This is a genomic window from Klebsiella sp. C349492, from assembly GCF_042055345.1.
GTDB lineage: Bacteria > Pseudomonadota > Gammaproteobacteria > Enterobacterales > Enterobacteriaceae > Klebsiella > Klebsiella scottii.
In genome coordinates, this window is record NZ_JANQCE010000006.1 from 132,050 (window position 1) to 148,384 (window position 16,335).

Below are 16,335 nucleotides of genomic sequence, written 5' to 3' on the forward strand. Positions count from 1 at the left end.
CAATAAAATCAACAAACTGAAAAGTTGGCACGCAACTTGATATAAGCAAAACATCTTATTTTGAAAACGCTGAATTAATTGAGGTTGCTATGTCTATTCTGGTTAAAAATAACATTCATTGGGTTGGCCAACGCGACTGGGAAGTGCGTGATTTCCACGGAACTGAATATAAAACGCTGCGCGGCAGCAGCTACAACAGCTATCTTATCCGTGAAGAAAAGAACGTCCTGATTGATACCGTGGATCATAAATTCAGCCGCGAGTTCGTACAGAACCTGCGCAGCGAAATCGACCTCGCCGATATCGACTACATCGTGATTAACCATGCGGAAGAGGACCACGCCGGCGCGCTGACCGAGCTGATGAACTCGATCCCGGACACCCCGATTTACTGCACCGCCAACGCCATCGACTCCATCACCGGGCACCACCATCACCCGGAGTGGAACTTCAACGTGGTGAAAACCGGCGACAGCCTCGATCTCGGCAACGGTAAGCAGCTGATCTTCGTGGAAACCCCGATGCTGCACTGGCCGGATAGCATGATGACCTATATGACCGGCGACGCGGTGCTGTTCAGCAACGACGCCTTCGGTCAGCACTACTGCGACGAACACCTGTTCAACGACGAAGTGGATCAGACCGAGCTCTTCGAGCAGTGCCAGCGCTACTACGCCAACATCCTGACGCCGTTCAGCCGCCTGGTGACGCCGAAAATTACCGAGATCCTCGGATTCAACCTGCCGGTGGATATGATCGCTACCTCCCACGGCGTGGTCTGGCGCGACAACCCGACGCAAATCGTCGAGCTGTACCTGAAATGGGCGGCGGATTATCAGGAAGACCGCATCACCATTTTCTACGACACCATGTCCAACAACACCCGCATGATGGCCGACGCTATCGCCCAGGGCATCACCGACATCGACCCGCGCGTGGCGGTGAAAATCTTTAACGTTGCCCGCAGCGACAAAAACGAAATTCTGACCAACGTGTTCCGCTCAAAAGGCGTGCTGGTGGGCACCTCGACCATGAACAACGTCATGATGCCGAAAATCGCCGGCCTGGTGGAGGAGATGACCGGCCTGCGTTTTCGCAATAAACGCGCCAGCGCCTTTGGCTCCCACGGCTGGAGCGGCGGCGCGGTTGACCGCCTCTCTACCCGCCTGCAGGACGCCGGCTTTGAAATGTCCCTGAGCCTGAAGGCGAAATGGCGCCCGGACCTGGATGCGCTGGAAGTCTGCCGCGAGCACGGTCGCGAAATCGCCCGCCAGTGGGCCCTCTCCCCGCTGCCGGTCGCCGCGGATAAGAACGCGTCGGCTGAGCAGAGCGCCTGCGCCGCCGCAGCGGCGGCCGACCTCGGCCCGTCAATGCAGTGCAGCGTGTGCCAGTGGATCTACGATCCGGCGACAGGCGAACCGAACCAGGACGTCCAGCCTGGCACCCCGTGGAGCGACGTACCGGATAACTTCCTGTGCCCTGAGTGCTCTCTCGGCAAAGATGTCTTTGACGTTCTGGCAACGGAGGCAGTATGAGCGATGGCATCGTCATCATCGGCTCGGGCTTCGCGGCCCGCCAGCTGGTAAAAAATATTCGTAAGCAGGACCCGCAGATCCCGCTGACGCTGATCGCCGCCGACAGCATGGATGAGTACAACAAGCCGGATCTCAGCCATGTCATCAGCCGCGGTCAGAGCGCCGAGGATCTGACCCTGCAAACCGCCGGGGAGTTTGCCGAACAGTATAATCTGCGCCTGTTCCCGCATACCTGGGTGAGCGACATCGACGCCGAGGCCAAAGTGGTCAAAAGTCAGGATCGCGAGTGGCGCTACGACAAGCTGGTGCTGGCGACCGGCGCCGCGCCGTTTATTCCGCCGGTGCCGGGTCGCGAGCTGATGCTCACCCTCAACAGCCAGCGGGAATACGGCGCCGCCCAAACCCGGCTCCACGACGCGCGGCGCGTGCTGATCGTCGGCGGCGGGCTGATCGGCTGCGAGCTGGCGATGAATTTCTGCCGCGCCGGCAAAGCGGTGACGGTGGTCGACAATTCCGCCAGCGTGCTGTCGACGCTGATGCCGCCGGAGGCCAGCAGCCGCCTGCAGCATCGGTTAACCGACATGGGCGTGCACCTGATGCTGAAAACCCAGCTCGAAGGGCTGGAGCAAACCGCTGACGGCATCCGCGTAAGCGTCGATCGCCAGCGCAGCGTGACCGTGGACGCGGTGGTTGCCGCCGCCGGCCTGCGCCCGGAAACCGCTCTGGCGCGTCGGGCAGGCCTTGAGATTAACCGCGGCGTGGTGGTCGATAGCCGCCTGCGCAGCAGCCATCCGGCAATCTTCGCCCTCGGCGACTGCGCCGAAATTAACGGCATGGTGCTGCCGTTCCTGCAGCCTATTTTGCTCAGCGCCATGTGCCTGAGCAAAAATCTGCTGGAGCAGCCGGGCGAGCTGAAGCTGCCGCCGATGCTGGTGAAGGTGAAAACCCCGGATCTCCCGCTGCATCTGGCCGGAGATACGCGGCGCGAAGACCTAACGTGGAATATCGTGGCCGCCAACGACGGCCTGGTGGCTAAAGGCGTGGATGCGGAAAACCAGCTGCGCGCCTTTGTGGTCAGCGAAGACCGGATGAAAGAGGCCTTTGCCCTGCTGAAGCAGCTGGTGAGCTAAGCGCTTTCCCGGGTCGCGACGTCAACGCCTTGCCCGTGTATGGATGCCCCCGTTATACAACCCATCTCTTCGGTTGTGTAACGGGGGTAAGTGGCGTTCACATATCCGGCCCCTCTCTCAACACCATCACCATCGTATACGGCCAGGATGCTATCTGCGCGCCAGCTTCCCTTCGGGCTATCGGCTTGTTTATCAGAGTGCCTTCAGCCAGGCAGCTTATTATGAGCAATGTTTATCTGGTAAAAATGCTCAACCAATTGCGTCCATTGCTGCCTGGCTTCGCAAAGTGAATGGGCTAACGCCAAAAGACGTGTGTGAAAGGTGAAGAGTACCCTGCAGATTTACGCTCCCCCGCCACGGACAGAATCACCGCAAAATCCTTCAGGATGAAATTTACCCCTACATTTAGTGGTGGCTACGTGAAGGAGGTTCATCTATTCTGCCTTTATCAGCGAGCAGGCCGGAGTCCTTCTTTGTGGATAATCCCATTCTTCAGAAAACCCTCATCATCTTTATTCTCATCCTGTGGGTAATCGATGAATTCCGGGCCAGGGCCAGGAAAATAAAAAATTCTGACCCCGCGATTGAAGCAGCTGATGCCAGGGAACGCCATCAATGGCGCTATCTCAGATGGGGGTTCCGGGCAGTACAAGCGGCAGCGACGGTGTATATCTTCATTCAGCTGATTCAGGTATTACTGAGATAGATGCCACAGGCAGGTACAGCTGGACAGACACATTTTACTTTCCAGCTGAGGCTCGGTGAGCGCCGTGGTGTAGATGCCATGAGTGCCAAGGGCGGACGTTGCTAACATTCTGACTGTATTAATCAATTGGAACAAGTCAGTTATACAATGAATGAAACGGCTCTATAGCCATCTATCTGCGATTGTGATAATTATTAAGTAGGTACAGTGGAAAAATGAAAGGAAAGCTGCCTTTGTAAGCATGCCCAATACGGATGCAATAGTTTTAGCGGGCGATTATTTTTACCACAGTGAAATCTGCAGAAAAGCCTTTACATTAGCTCAAAGCAGATCTTTGCAGCGGTCAGTTAAGTACCAAGAGCGGAGTGTATTAGATATTTTAACAGTCATGTATAGTATCTATAAGTTCATAACTCGTCTAGATGGGCTACTTAAAACTCGGGCATTGAGATAATAAAAGTTGATATGAAAAACAATATTACTAATGATAAAAAACTATCTAAGTTATGCCTGGGGATTTATATTTTATACGAATCTCTTTGAAAGCTTATTGCTTTCGTATCACACTCTTTGTATAGTAATATTGAGTTAAATTTACGCTTTATAATTTGAGAGTATTAACTACTTTTTTTGAAAGGAGCGAAGCACCATGGAAAAAAATAGTAAAGGTCTAAGGGTTCGTAATTTTTTTGATATTGAAGCCAAAGAAATCATGGAAAGATATCGTGTGATAGAAACTTTATTGCCTAATACAAATGCCAAAGGTGCTTATCACCGAGGCGAAGAAGGGCGTTATATTGAATCGTTGTTAAGATCGTTTCTTAATAGCCATCTTCCTTCTAATCTAAAAGCCATGTCTGGATTTATTCTTAGCCCCTCAACTAAAACGGGAATAGAGGATAATACTCGTGTTGAAAACTACCCAGATCGTCATTCAAGGCAATTAGATATTATAGTGTATGATGTTGCTAACTATCCAATTTATGAAAAATTTGAAGAGTTCTGTATTGTCCCACCTGAAGGTGTTGTGAGCATAATATCTGTAAAAAAGAAATTAAAGATAAATGACATTCCCCATGAGGCTAAAGCATTAAGAGAGTCTGCCACCTTATGCTCTGGAAATAATAAGAGAACACCTCACACAGCTATCTTTTCTTTTGATAGTGATATCAAAACATTGAGAAGTCTCAATGCGAAAATCTTCTCAAGTATTTCAAAAGAGAACGGAGGTTCTTTTTCCACTCTTATTAACGAAATTATAGTTGCAAATAAGACATGTGTATTTAAACTTAGAAAGGACAACACAACTGTAGAAGGTCATGCCCAATATGTGGGTGTGGATTGTACAAAAAGACCTCATATCACGTTGCAGAGAATACTTCAGAGTATATTATCGGTTCACTATGATATATCTAGAGGTAGTACACTTAATAGGCCAGGATTTGTATCTTTCGAAAAGAATACATTTGCCGATTCTCCAAAAATTGGTACAGTTCCATATGATTATGACTAGGTAGGAGTACTTATATTGCCGACCACCAATTACTTAAGCTGTCTTTTTGCAAAATATTTTAATTTAGCACGAAGACATAATTAAAATCATCATACCTGACTAACCTAGGCTTGTATTGAGGTGACCTGCTCTCTATGACTCAAGACACCTATACATTCCGAACCTCCACGGTTCGCTCACAGCGGACCTTTGGCTCAGTTAGTTTGTCCGCTCTGTGCCAAGAGCGGAAGTTGTCAAGACCACGCTAGATAGGTTGAAATATTGCATATCCCAATGGATATGGATTCTACACATGAAAATACGCTGGTTACTGCTTATATTGCTCATCACTTCCCAATCGTAGGCAAGTCAGCCCTCCCCAAGGGAGCAAGCTAAACAAATGGCTGAAGCAGCATGTCTATTCCAATACAATGTAATCCACTCTCACTTTACGTTTTATTTTCATGAGGAAAAAGCAATTCAAGCATCGTCTAAAATACTAACTAATTATCTGGAGAGTAATGAATAAAATGCGGAAAATTCTTTTCTCTCATCGATTCGTAGAAGTAAAATTGCACAATTACGGGAGTTAGAAGTAAATAAATAGGCAGTGCAGCAACTAAGATCTCCCGCATCAGATTTTAAAGATAAATTTTTATCTTCTTGCAATGAAATGAAAACAGAACAGTTGGAAGCTATGCTTTTTTTTGTACAAATCCAGCATTCATACATGCTGATACGATTTTTTATGGGGCATCGCATTAGTTACTTATGATCCTCGCTCATAGCAGGTCTTACGCCCACTACGCTTAGTCGGGAGGGACAATAACACACGTGCGAACATGGTGGTACATCAGATAAATAGCCTATCGACGACAACATTCCTGATAGGCTGTTAGGAATATTAACTCAGTAATTGAAACTTATACTGAGGTTATTTTAGTTCTTTATTTTTGCCATCTTTTTATAATGTGCAGAATATCCTGTATGCTCGAATACTAATCTAAGCCCCTCTTTGAAATCATTATAGTTAAATTCCTTGAAGTCAAAAATGTTCTGTCCTAATGAGTGTGATTCTCTGTTTATGTAGCGAATAAAGGACTGAAATCGTGGTTTTTTTAACTCCGGTTTTTGAGTGACGTTGCTTAAGTCTGCTTTTTGTACAAAGTTGAAAAAGTATTCAATTATATTCCTCATGCAGTTAGCAATTAAGGCCGGGGGTTGTTTATCATCATTTATTACTGACCAGTAAGACTGGTAGTCATTTTGTATTTCATCGTACTTCATTAAGCTAATTGAACTGCCATTGGAGTTTTTAGACAGCCTAAATAAATTTTGAGTTTCTTTTCTTCTTTCATGGTTTGCATCAGCAAGTTCATAGAAAAAATATAGGCTGTGAGATAAAACAAATACCTGTTCAATTTCATCAGAGTTAAAGAAGTCATTTTTTATTAGTTGGCCAATGTTATAGACAAAAATATGTGATAAGCTTGATACAGGATCATCGATTATTGCTATTTTTCTCGTTTTACCCTCGGTAGCGATTCTTTTACCTCTGAATAGTTCTCTAAAATATAAAAGGCTGATAATCATTTTTTCGCCTTCACTTAATGATGAGAATATTTTAGAATTAGACTCATTGCGTACTATGCGATAAAGAGCATCTTCATATTTTTCGATATAAAAATCAGTAATTCCGATATCATTTAAACCTTGATTTATATTGAATACTGCCTCATCTATATTTACGGTGGATTTCTGACATTCAATACGCTCTTCATCTTTAGCCTTTATCGTTTCTTCTTTTCCATCTTTTTCTATTTTTTTTTGAATGATAATATTATTTGCACTGTTTTTTACATCATTGAAATTTAAAATTGTTTGATCATACTCATGCCTTAAAATCTGCCAGAACGATATCTTTATTTTTTCTAACTCATCTTTTGCATTGTCTATTTTGGAGTTATGTGTGGTTATTTCAACATTAACTAATTCCACTAATGAATTGAAGTTATCAACAGAGTTAGATATATCAGCCAGAGCTACCGGATTACTGGGGTTTATTATTTTCTGTTTTATTAGTTCCAAGTTACTCTCTGTATCTTTGCTTAATTGGTTATAATAGCCACTTAATTTAATTAATTGATTGGCAGACAGTTTGCATTCTTTATAAGTATCCAGTGAAGGAATGGTGTCAATCAATGACTTATATTTAGTCTGAATGGATTTTATTTTTTCCACACTATTTTGATACGTCTCGTCGAAATAATTACGAATATGCTGAACCAAGTTTTCAGTTATAGTTTGAGATTGACAAAATGGACACTGGGAGTCTCCTGTTTGTTCTAAGTATTTTAGCCCTTCATTTACCCAATCTGAATTCTGAAGCTTACTTATAAGATATGAAACGGGACTGTCTGTACTTCCCACAATGATATCTTGAAGCAATTCCACTTCATCGAATGATAATTCAATGGTGTCAATTTTCTCTAACATGCTGTATTTAATTGCTGTCTCGCCATCAACTGCACTTGCTTCTTCTTTTAGGTTAGAGATGTTTTTTGATGGCTTAGGATTAGGTAAAGGAATGGAGCAAAGATGGTTAAATAATGATTCTTTACTTCCCATTTTTCCTGACAAACAAAACTCAAGGACTCTATCACCACCTGAATAGTTAGTTTTTATTTCCCATGTTTTATTTTGAGCTTTGTTTTTTGCATCAGAGATAGTTTTTTCTTGTGCTGTAATTTCACTTTCAATTTCACGTTTTTCATCAGAAAATTTTATTATTTCTAATGTAAGGCTCTCAACCTTTTCTTTTGCTTCTTTATTTTCTTTGGATAAACTAAATATTCCATTTAGAGAATCCTTTGCATAAAAGTTATCCTGAATGAATTTCTGATTGTAGACAAGAACTTCATCATACTCACCTGAGTGAGAGCAATGCTGATATTTTTTATTCTCTATGTCATAGAAATAATTGGAGAGAGTGCTTTTACCTGTTCCATTTAAACCATAAATAATATTTACTTTTTTATCAGTATTCAACTCTGATTTTGATTTATAACTTGCAACTTCATTTAACACTATATTGTTTATCATGATTTGCCCTTTAGATGTTCGTGACTAAAGACCCAAGGTTGATAAAGTATCTCTTATGAGGGTTCTAAGCAAGTAAGCGAGTGATGTTTTGCGACGTAGATACATAAGATATTACCCTGCCACTGCGACTTCATATTCTCTTCATTGCAAGAGAGGGGTGTCCGTTAATTGAAGTGTAGTTTTTAGTGTTTTCTATCTTTCATGTTAGCCAATCATCATAAATTTTATTTTATATTTTAGCAAGGCTGTTTTAATTTAAATAATCTATGGCGTATAGGATAAACGCAAACTAATTTATGCACCGAAAAGGTTGACGACTCGGTTTGTATTTTTCATTCGGATAGACCCAGTTTCATCAAAAGTACGATCAAGAGTAGAGCCTTTATGCCACAAGTTTTCTAACTACCCTCAAAAAATAGGTATTAAAAGTGTGCCGATGAAGTTGCAAAATCCGCTCCCCGCTCATACCAGCCCTTTAGCATTACCGTTCATCTCGTTGCCTGTACTCTGACTCGCCCCAGTGTCCAAGGTGGAAGGAAGTATTCATCAGTCCGCCGTTCTTGCAAAAGGCATTGGATAGATACCTTCAATGCCGCTACCCATGACAAAAGCCCCGTGTACTCCTATTAGTAATGCAACGTTACATGATCTTATATTCTTTCCTGAATCCCCTTCGCAATAATCAATACTGCTCATGAAATATATACTGTGTTTTTATTCAGTACAGTACAATAAATAAAGCCAGATAAAACCCTCACCTGTCATAACGGAAGAATGGAATAAGCAGGAAGATTTTTAAAGAGCGCGGTATGAAAGTGTTACCAGCACTTCCACACCGCTAACCACAGACAACTATCAAGGAGTTGAATATGGCTGAGCAGAATTTTAAGCCAGAAAGTACTATTGCCAAAATAGATTCTGATGAATCAGAAACGAGTGGTAAAAATTGCGAGCTGGAACGTAAAAAAACCGTTAAGCACTTGCAGAATAAATCCACAGCGGAGTTACCGCTACCGCTTAGCCGCACGGAGTTTTATGACCGTATGCGGCATGACTATATCCCGCTCGAGGGTGACTGGCTTTCGCAGGCCGGATTTACGCCGGGTATGCCGATAAAAATCAGAGTGATGCCAGATTGCATTGTGATCACCGCCCAGAACAGCCGGGAGCTGTTCGGTTGTGCCGAAGGGCTAAGCGCGGCTCATTTCAGCAAGAAGAAAATGGACTTGTGGATCAAGACGTTTCCCGGTGCGCTTAACGATACCGGTGACCTGCCGGTTATCCGGCGGGAGAAGCCCCGCTATGATTGCCTGAAGCGAAGCCGCTACTGACCCTTAAGGTAAAATCCCGGCTCAGACGGCCGGGATTTTAATGAAGATCAATCAGCATCTGAAGGGGGGTAATTTACGGGCTGTGCGCTCATCTAAATAGCTGCGCCTGATAGCGCTACGCTTTTGCCAGACCATATTGATCACCGGGGAATGGACTGGCCGTTTTTATAAAGTGGCGAACCTTTTTCAACCGTTGTCACATTGAGCGACACTGACGGTTCGGGTGATAGCGTCATGTCATGCCTGCCGCAGGCGTGCAACATGATTGGCGAATAGACCGGCTGATAAATAACCCGAACTTCGGGCTATGCGTCAGCCAGCGCTGCCTTTCCCGGCTCTGGTGAATAATCCAGGTACAGCGCAAGCCGGGACGAGATCCCCGGCCTACTGCGCCAGATTATCGTATCCGCGCCAGCGATAGTTAATCACCGACAGCACCCAGCAGGCGACAAACAGCCCGATAACCACGAAGCCGGCGTTGCCGAGATTATCGTTCAGCGCCCCCACCCAGCGCCACGGCCCGCCGCTGAGCGCAAATTTATCCATCAGCAGGCCCAGCGCCTCCATGCCGCCGATAAACAGCGCCACCACCACCGAAGTCCCGGTAATGGTCATATTGTAATAGAGCTTGCGCTGCGGCTTGCTGAACGCCCAGCCGTAGGCGCCCACCATCAGCACGTTATCGAGGGTATCCACCAGCGCCATGCCGCTGGCAAACAGCGCCGGGAAGACCATAATCGACCAGATAGAGATGCCGCTTGAGGCGCTGGCGGCGGAGATGCCCAGCACGCCAATCTCGGTCGCGGTATCAAAGCCGAGGCCGAACAGAAAGCCGACCAGATACATCTGCCAGCTGCGGCTAATCAGGCGGAAGGTTTTGCCGAACAGCCAGCTCATCATGCCGCCGCCCGCCGCCACCACATCGCTCACCTTCTCCCCGCGCTTCCACGCCTGAAAGCTGCGCCAGACGCTGCGCAGAATAACCAGGTTGATAAAAGCCATCAGCAGCAGAAACAGCGCCGAAACGGCGGTACCGATCGCGCTGCCGGTATCGTGAAACCAGCTCATCTGCTGGCCGAACGCCGTCGCGGTAGCGGCAATGGCGGCGGAGGCCAGCACCACAATCGACGAGTGCCCCAGAGAGAACCAGGCGCCCACGCCGAACGGACGCCGCCCCTGCTGCATCATCTTGCGCGTCACGCTATCAATCGCCGCAATATGATCGGCATCGACCGCATGACGCAGACCGTATCCCCAGGCCAGCAGGCTGGCGGCCATCAGCGCGCCGCTGTCGCCAAAGGCCTGCCACGCCCAGACCCAGGCGACCAGGTTGGCCACAATAAGCCCCAGCACCAGCGCTGCGGCGCGCGGCTGCTGGCGTAAAATCGTCACTATCATGATGGTGTCCTGTGAGCCTGCCAGCGGGCGGCGGCGACTGCCGCCTGACCAAACGCGATAGCTCCATCACCGGCAGGCAGCTGATGCGGAAACAGCAGAGTAAAATCCGCCAGATAAAACGTCAATCGGGAAACCAGCAGCCGGTTGTGTAGTACCCCGCCGCTACAGACCAGCGTAGAGATGCCGCGCCTGTCGGCGTGGTCGCGCGCCATTGCCGCCAGCCCGCGGGCCAGCGCGTCGTGAAAGGCCCAGGCCTTGTGCGCCGGCTGCGCCTGCCAGCCTAGCCACCGGCGCCAGAAGGTGGCGAGATCCAGCCGACCGTCGCGCCACGGCAGGCTAACCGGATGATCGATACCGGCGCAGGTCGCCGCCAGCGCCTCCAGCCGGCAGGCCGCTTCCCCTTCGTAGCTCAGCGTGGTCGGCGCACAGCCCAGCGCGCAGGCCACGGCATCGAACAGCCGCCCGCAGGAGGAGGCTTTCGGCGCGTTAATTTCCCGCTCGACGGCGCGGGCGACCAGCGGCCACGCCTGCCGGAGCAGAACCTGGGTTTCAGGATAGTTTTGCCACTCCGGCACAAAGGCCAGACAGTGGGCCAGCAGGTTGCGCCACGGCTGACGAGCCGCCAGATCGCCGCCGGGGAGCGCCACCGCCGGCAGGCCCGCCAGATGTTCACACTGGCGGTAGTTGACCCGCAGGCATTCGCCGCCCCACAGCGCGCCGCCCTCCCCCATGCCGATGCCATCCAGCACCAGGGCGATCGCGTCCCCGCCGTCCAGCGGCCAGCCGTGCTCCGCCAGACAGGCGGCGGCATGGGCGTGATGATGCAGCACCCGCTCGATCGGCAGCGCCATCGACGCCGCCCACCGCGTCGAACGATAGCCCGGATGCGCATCGGTCACGATCCCCTGCGGGGTGAAGGCGTAAATCTCCTGCATCAGGCGCAGCGCCTCGCGCCACTGCGCCTCCACGCCCTCATCGCCGAGGTCGCCAAAATGCTGGCTCAGCACCGCTTCATCGCCGCGCGCCAGGCAGAAGGTATTTTTCATATCCGCGCCGAGGCACAGCAGCGGCGGGACGTCGTGAAACCCCGGCGGCAGCGGCAGCGCATCCGGCACGTAGCCGCGCGAACGGCGTAGCATCTCCCCGCTCTGCCGCACCACGGAATCATCCATTCGCTGCACGATATCGCGGTTATGCAGCAAAAATCCGTCGGCAATCCCGGCTAAATCCGCCAGCGCCCGGTCATTAGCCAGCGCCGGAGGGCGCCCGCTGAGATTGCCCGAAGTCATCACCACCGGGCGCGCCAGCGCCTGCAGCACCAGGTGCTGGAGCGGGTTCGACGCCAGCATGACGCCCGCCTCCGCCAGCCCCGGCGCGATATCGTCACATAAGCCGCTGAGCCGGGTTTTATCCACCAGCACCACCGGCGCGGCGGGCGACGACAGCAGCGCCAGCGCCTCGGCCGGCAATCCCTCCGCCGTCGGCAGCATCACCGCCAGCGGCTTAGCCGGGCGGTGCTTGCGCTGGCGCAGGATCGCCACGGCGCGTGGGTTTCCGGCGTCGCAGGCGAGATGGAAGCCGCCAAGCCCTTTAATCGCCACAATCTGTCCGGCAGCAAGCCGGTCCGTTGCCGCCCGCAGCGCCGCCTCGCCGTAGCAGTTCTCCTCCCCGCTGCGCCACTCAAGCCGCGGCCCGCACGATCCGCAGGCCACCGGCTGGGCATGAAAGCGCCTGTCGGCCGGACTGCGGTATTCGGCTTCGCAGGACGGGCACAGCGGGAACGGCGCCATCGCGGTAAACGGACGATCGTAGGGCATGGCGCGAATAATGGTAAAGCGCGGCCCGCAGTGGGTGCAGTTGATAAACGGATAGCGGTAGCGGCGCTCCCGCGGATCGTTCATTTCCGCCAGGCACGCCGGACAGGTGGCGGCATCGGGAACGATCTGCGTGCGCATGGTTCCGCCTCCGCTCCGGCAGATGGTGAACGCCTCCGGCAGGGCTTCCCAGGCAAAGGGTGAGGCCTGCGCGCTGTCGATACGCGCCAGCGGCGGGCAGCGGCGGGCCAGCGCGGCGACAAACTCCGCCTCGTCGCCCAGCAGGCGAACCAGCACGCCGTCGCCGTCGTTGCACACGTCGCCGAAGCGTCCCAGGCGCTGCGCCAGCTGCCAGACGAAGGGGCGAAATCCCACCCCCTGCACCTTACCGCGGATGCGGATTTTCACCCCGTTCATGCCGCTTTCGCCCTACCAGGCCAGCGCCGTACGGCGACGTTTTTCAATATTCATCTGCTCAAGCTTATTGCGGTCAACGCAGATAAGCGCATGCGTCGGGCAGGCGTCCATACAGGCGGGCCCCTCTTCGCGATGATGGCAAAGGTCGCATTTATTGGCTTCGGCCTTTTCCGCCGTCACGTTCAGGCCCGCGCCGCTATGGCGGATCACCGGACGCACCACCACCTCCATCGCCCCATACGGGCAGGCCACCACGCAGGTTTTGCAGCCGATGCAGCGCTCCTGCATCACGTGGACAAAGCCCTTATCGCGGCTGATGGCCCCGTTCGGGCAGACGTTAGCGCAGGGCGCATCTTCACACTGACGACAGGCGGTGGCCGTCGACACGTTGACACCCTTGATGACATGGATACGCGGTAAAAAGGATTTTGGCGTCAGCGCGGCGCAGTCCTGATTGGCCTGATGAGAGACCACGCAGGCCACTTCGCAGGTACGACAGCCGATGCATTTGCTCGCATCGGCAATAATGAAACGGTTCATCCATTTCTCCAGCAGTAAGAAGGTTACGCGCCGGAGTATGCATAATACGTTCCAATTATTATCTGATTGATAGTAAAGGTAATTAATCGGGTGATTTCTGTCATCGTCACATCTGACGATGACAGGTGACGATCTCAGGCGCCGGGGCCTGCGCCAAGAGAATCGCGCTCAATCAGCTCGCCGGGGAACGTTTGCTGGAATTTTAAATCACCGCCGTCGAGCATGAAAATCAGCCGGTTAATGCTCTCTTTGATCATCTCCGTCACCGGGATTTTGACGCTGGAAAGCGCCGGGATCATATAGGGCGCCAGCACGATATCATCGAAGCCAATCACCGAGACCTGCTCCGGCACCTTCACGCCGTGCAGATGCAGCTGCTTCATCGCGCCAATCGCCATATCGTCGTTGCTCGCCACCAGCGCGCTGTAGCCGGCGTTGCGCTGGCGCAACGTCTCAACCCCGGCCGCACCGGTTTCCGGCGTCCATTTTCCCTTCACGATCAGCCCTTCATTGAGCGGAATGTCGTGCTGAGCCAGCGCATCTTTGTAGCCGGCGAGACGTTCGATGCCGGTAGGTGAATCCAGCGAGCCGGTGATAAACGCAATCTCACGGTGGCCGCGGGCGATGAGCTGCTGTACCGCGGCAAAGGCCGAGGCTTTTTGATCGGACCAGACGCAGTGGCTGGCGTTGCGCCGCAGGCGGCGGTTAAGCACCATGATTGGCCGGTCGTGCTGCTCGACGATCTCGTCCATTTCATCGACGCTAAGAAAGCGCGGGTAAATAATAATCGCGTCGCAGCGCAGGTCTAGCAGGTACTGAATCGCCTCGCGCTCTTCGTCGGCGCTGTGCTTGCCGTCGGCCAGAATCAGCTGACGCCCCTTGTCTTCGGTCATCCGCGCCACCTGAAACAGCAGCTCGCTGAAGTAAACCCCGTGATAGAGGGTATTGGTGACGACCAGTCCCAGGGTCTGGCTCTTTTTGGTGGCCAGGTTGCGCGCCAGCAGATTCGGCCGGTAGCCGCTTTCAGCAACGGCCTGGAACACGCGATCTTTCGTCTCCTGGCTGACGTAGCCGTTGCCCGATAGCACCCGCGAAACCGTCGCCTTCGACACCCCTGCGCGCTTAGCGACCTCCAGCATCGTTGCCATGTTGTTCTTCCTGTTGCAAAAGATGCTCGCAGTGTACTGCACGCCCTGTCGTTTTACAGCCTTCACGTTGCTGACGGCCTGTTTTCCCTCTTCGCGACAAAGCGATCAAAATCACAAATTTGAAAACTGATTTTTTTAGATCTTGTATGAATCGATGAAACTCATCATGATTTTGTGGAACCGGTTTCCTACATATGCACGACGCCACGCAGCTTTACGGCGCGGTGAAAAGCCAGTACCCCATTGATAAACAGGATAAAATCCGATGTCTAAAAATTATGCAGCCCTGGCACAGCAGATCGTCTCGGCGATTGGCGGCGTTGAAAACGTCACCGCCGTCACCCACTGCATGACCCGCCTGCGTTTCGTGGTCAAAGACAACGAGCAGGTGGATAGCGCGACCCTAAAAGGGCTGAAAGGCGTACTTGGCGTCGTGCGGAGCGATAACCAGTGCCAGGTGATCGTCGGCAATACCGTCTCCCAGGCCTATCGCGAAGTCATTGGCCTGCTGCCGGGCGATATGCGCCCGGCGGAGCCCGTGGGCAAACCGCCGCTGACCTTCAGGCGAGTTGGCGCCGGGATCCTCGATGCGCTGATCGGCACCATGTCGCCGCTGATCCCGGCGATTATCGGCGGATCGATGGTCAAACTGCTGGCGATGATCCTCGAGATGAGCGGCCTCCTGGCGAAAGGCGCGCCGACGCTCACCATTCTGACAACGATCGGCGACGGCGCATTCTTCTTCCTGCCGCTGATGGTCGCCGCCTCTGCGGCGGTAAAATTCAAAACCAATATGTCGCTGGCGATTGCCCTCGCCGGGGTGCTGGTGCATCCGAGCTTTATTGAGCTGATGGCCAAAGCCGCTCAGGGCGAGCACGTCGAGTTCGCCTTTATTCCGGTCACCGCGGTGAAATATACCTACACCGTGATCCCGGCGCTGGTGATGACCTGGTGCCTCTCTTATATCGAGCGCTGGGTCGACAGAATCACTCCGGCGGTGACGAAAAACTTCCTCAAGCCGATGCTGATCGTGCTGATCGCCGCGCCGCTGGCCATTCTGCTGATCGGCCCGCTCGGGATCTGGATCGGTAGCGCCATCTCGACGCTGGTGTACACCATTCATCACTATCTGGGCTGGCTATCGGTGGCGATTATGGGCGCCCTGTGGCCGCTGCTGGTGATGACCGGGATGCACCGCGTCTTTACGCCGACGATCATTCAGACCATTGCCGAAACCGGCAAAGAGGGCATGGTGATGCCGTCGGAAATCGGCGCCAACCTGTCGCTGGGCGGCTCTTCGCTGGCGGTGGCGTGGAAAACGAAAAACCCGGAGCTGCGCCAGACGGCGCTGGCGGCGGCGGCGTCGGCTATTCTCGCCGGGATCTCCGAACCGGCGCTGTACGGGGTCGCGATACGGCTCAAGCGCCCGCTGATCGCCAGCCTGATCAGCGGCTTTATCTGCGGCGCGGTAGCCGGCATCGCCGGGCTTGCCAGCCATTCAATGGCGGCACCGGGCCTGTTTACCAGCGTCCAGTTCTTCGATCCGGCGAATCCCATGACTCTCGTCTGGGTCTTCGGCGTGATGGCGCTGGCGGTGGTGCTGTCGTTTGTTCTGACCCTGCTGCTCGGCTTTGAGGATATCCCGGTGGAAGATGCCGCCGCCGATGCCCGACAGCGCCAGGCGACGGCCGAAGCATCGCACGCCTGAACATAATTTTTGAC

At 52.1% G+C, this 16,335-nt stretch carries 11 protein-coding genes and 1 pseudogene; 6 read left to right on the forward strand and 6 right to left on the reverse strand.

All coding sequences use genetic code 11. From position 1 onward, the window contains the following. Positions 1–89 precede the first annotated feature (89 nt). The 4 genes from norV to NWP14_RS20655 all read left to right on the forward strand — a co-directional run bounded on the left by norV (position 90) and on the right by NWP14_RS20655 (position 4,884). Positions 90–1,535: an anaerobic nitric oxide reductase flavorubredoxin gene (norV, locus tag NWP14_RS20640; RefSeq protein ID WP_375215892.1), complete on the forward strand. Its 1,446-nt coding sequence runs from the start codon at positions 90–92 to the stop codon at positions 1,533–1,535. Further along, positions 1,532–2,665: an NADH:flavorubredoxin reductase NorW gene (norW, locus tag NWP14_RS20645; RefSeq protein ID WP_375215893.1), complete on the forward strand. Its 1,134-nt coding sequence runs from the start codon at positions 1,532–1,534 to the stop codon at positions 2,663–2,665. Before norV ends, norW begins: the two co-directional genes overlap by 4 nt. A gap of 475 nt (positions 2,666–3,140) precedes the next feature. After that, positions 3,141–3,371, forward strand: a complete 231-nt coding sequence (locus tag NWP14_RS20650) for a hypothetical protein (protein WP_375215894.1) — start codon at positions 3,141–3,143, stop codon at positions 3,369–3,371. Positions 3,372–4,020: 649 nt separating this feature from the next. Beyond that, the gene (locus NWP14_RS20655) at positions 4,021–4,884 is read left to right on the forward strand and encodes a DUF6602 domain-containing protein (protein ID WP_375215895.1); all 864 of its coding nucleotides are present in this window, start codon (positions 4,021–4,023) and stop codon (positions 4,882–4,884) included. A gap of 918 nt (positions 4,885–5,802) precedes the next feature. Here NWP14_RS20655 and NWP14_RS20660 read toward each other — a convergent pair. Next, on the reverse strand, positions 5,803–7,965 hold the full coding sequence (locus NWP14_RS20660; RefSeq protein WP_375215896.1) for an AAA family ATPase: 2,163 nt from the start codon (positions 7,963–7,965) through the stop codon (positions 5,803–5,805). 869 nt (positions 7,966–8,834) lie between these two features. On the opposite strand from NWP14_RS20660, the gene NWP14_RS20665 reads away from it, so the two are divergent. After that, a complete protein-coding gene (locus NWP14_RS20665; RefSeq protein ID WP_375215897.1) occupies positions 8,835–9,296 on the forward strand; it encodes a SymE family type I addiction module toxin in 462 nt (153 codons plus the stop codon). Positions 9,297–9,411: 115 nt separating this feature from the next. Here the strand turns inward: NWP14_RS20665 and NWP14_RS20670 are convergent. The 5 genes and pseudogenes from NWP14_RS20670 to NWP14_RS20690 all read right to left on the reverse strand — a co-directional run. Further along, positions 9,412–9,648, reverse strand: a pseudogene (locus tag NWP14_RS20670) (IS630 family transposase); the annotation flags it as partial. Between the two features lie 32 nt (positions 9,649–9,680). Beyond that, the gene (locus NWP14_RS20675) at positions 9,681–10,694 is read right to left on the reverse strand and encodes a HoxN/HupN/NixA family nickel/cobalt transporter (protein WP_375215898.1); all 1,014 of its coding nucleotides are present in this window, start codon (positions 10,692–10,694) and stop codon (positions 9,681–9,683) included. After that, the gene (hypF, locus tag NWP14_RS20680) at positions 10,691–12,925 is read right to left on the reverse strand and encodes a carbamoyltransferase HypF (protein ID WP_375215899.1); all 2,235 of its coding nucleotides are present in this window, start codon (positions 12,923–12,925) and stop codon (positions 10,691–10,693) included. Before hypF ends, NWP14_RS20675 begins: the two co-directional genes overlap by 4 nt. Before the next feature lie 12 nt (positions 12,926–12,937). Beyond that, positions 12,938–13,465 carry an electron transport protein HydN gene (gene hydN / locus NWP14_RS20685; protein ID WP_095098443.1) on the reverse strand — a complete coding sequence of 176 codons (528 nt, stop codon included), beginning with the start codon at positions 13,463–13,465 and terminating at the stop codon, positions 12,938–12,940. A 134-nt stretch (positions 13,466–13,599) separates the two neighbouring features. After that, positions 13,600–14,613 carry a LacI family DNA-binding transcriptional regulator gene (locus NWP14_RS20690; protein WP_095098445.1) on the reverse strand — a complete coding sequence of 338 codons (1,014 nt, stop codon included), beginning with the start codon at positions 14,611–14,613 and terminating at the stop codon, positions 13,600–13,602. Positions 14,614–14,878: 265 nt separating this feature from the next. On the opposite strand from NWP14_RS20690, the gene ascF reads away from it, so the two are divergent. After that, positions 14,879–16,321 (forward strand): PTS cellobiose/arbutin/salicin transporter subunit IIBC, encoded by a 1,443-nt coding sequence (gene ascF, locus NWP14_RS20695; protein ID WP_375215900.1) that lies wholly within the window; start codon positions 14,879–14,881, stop codon positions 16,319–16,321. The last annotated feature ends 14 nt before the right edge of the window (positions 16,322–16,335 follow it).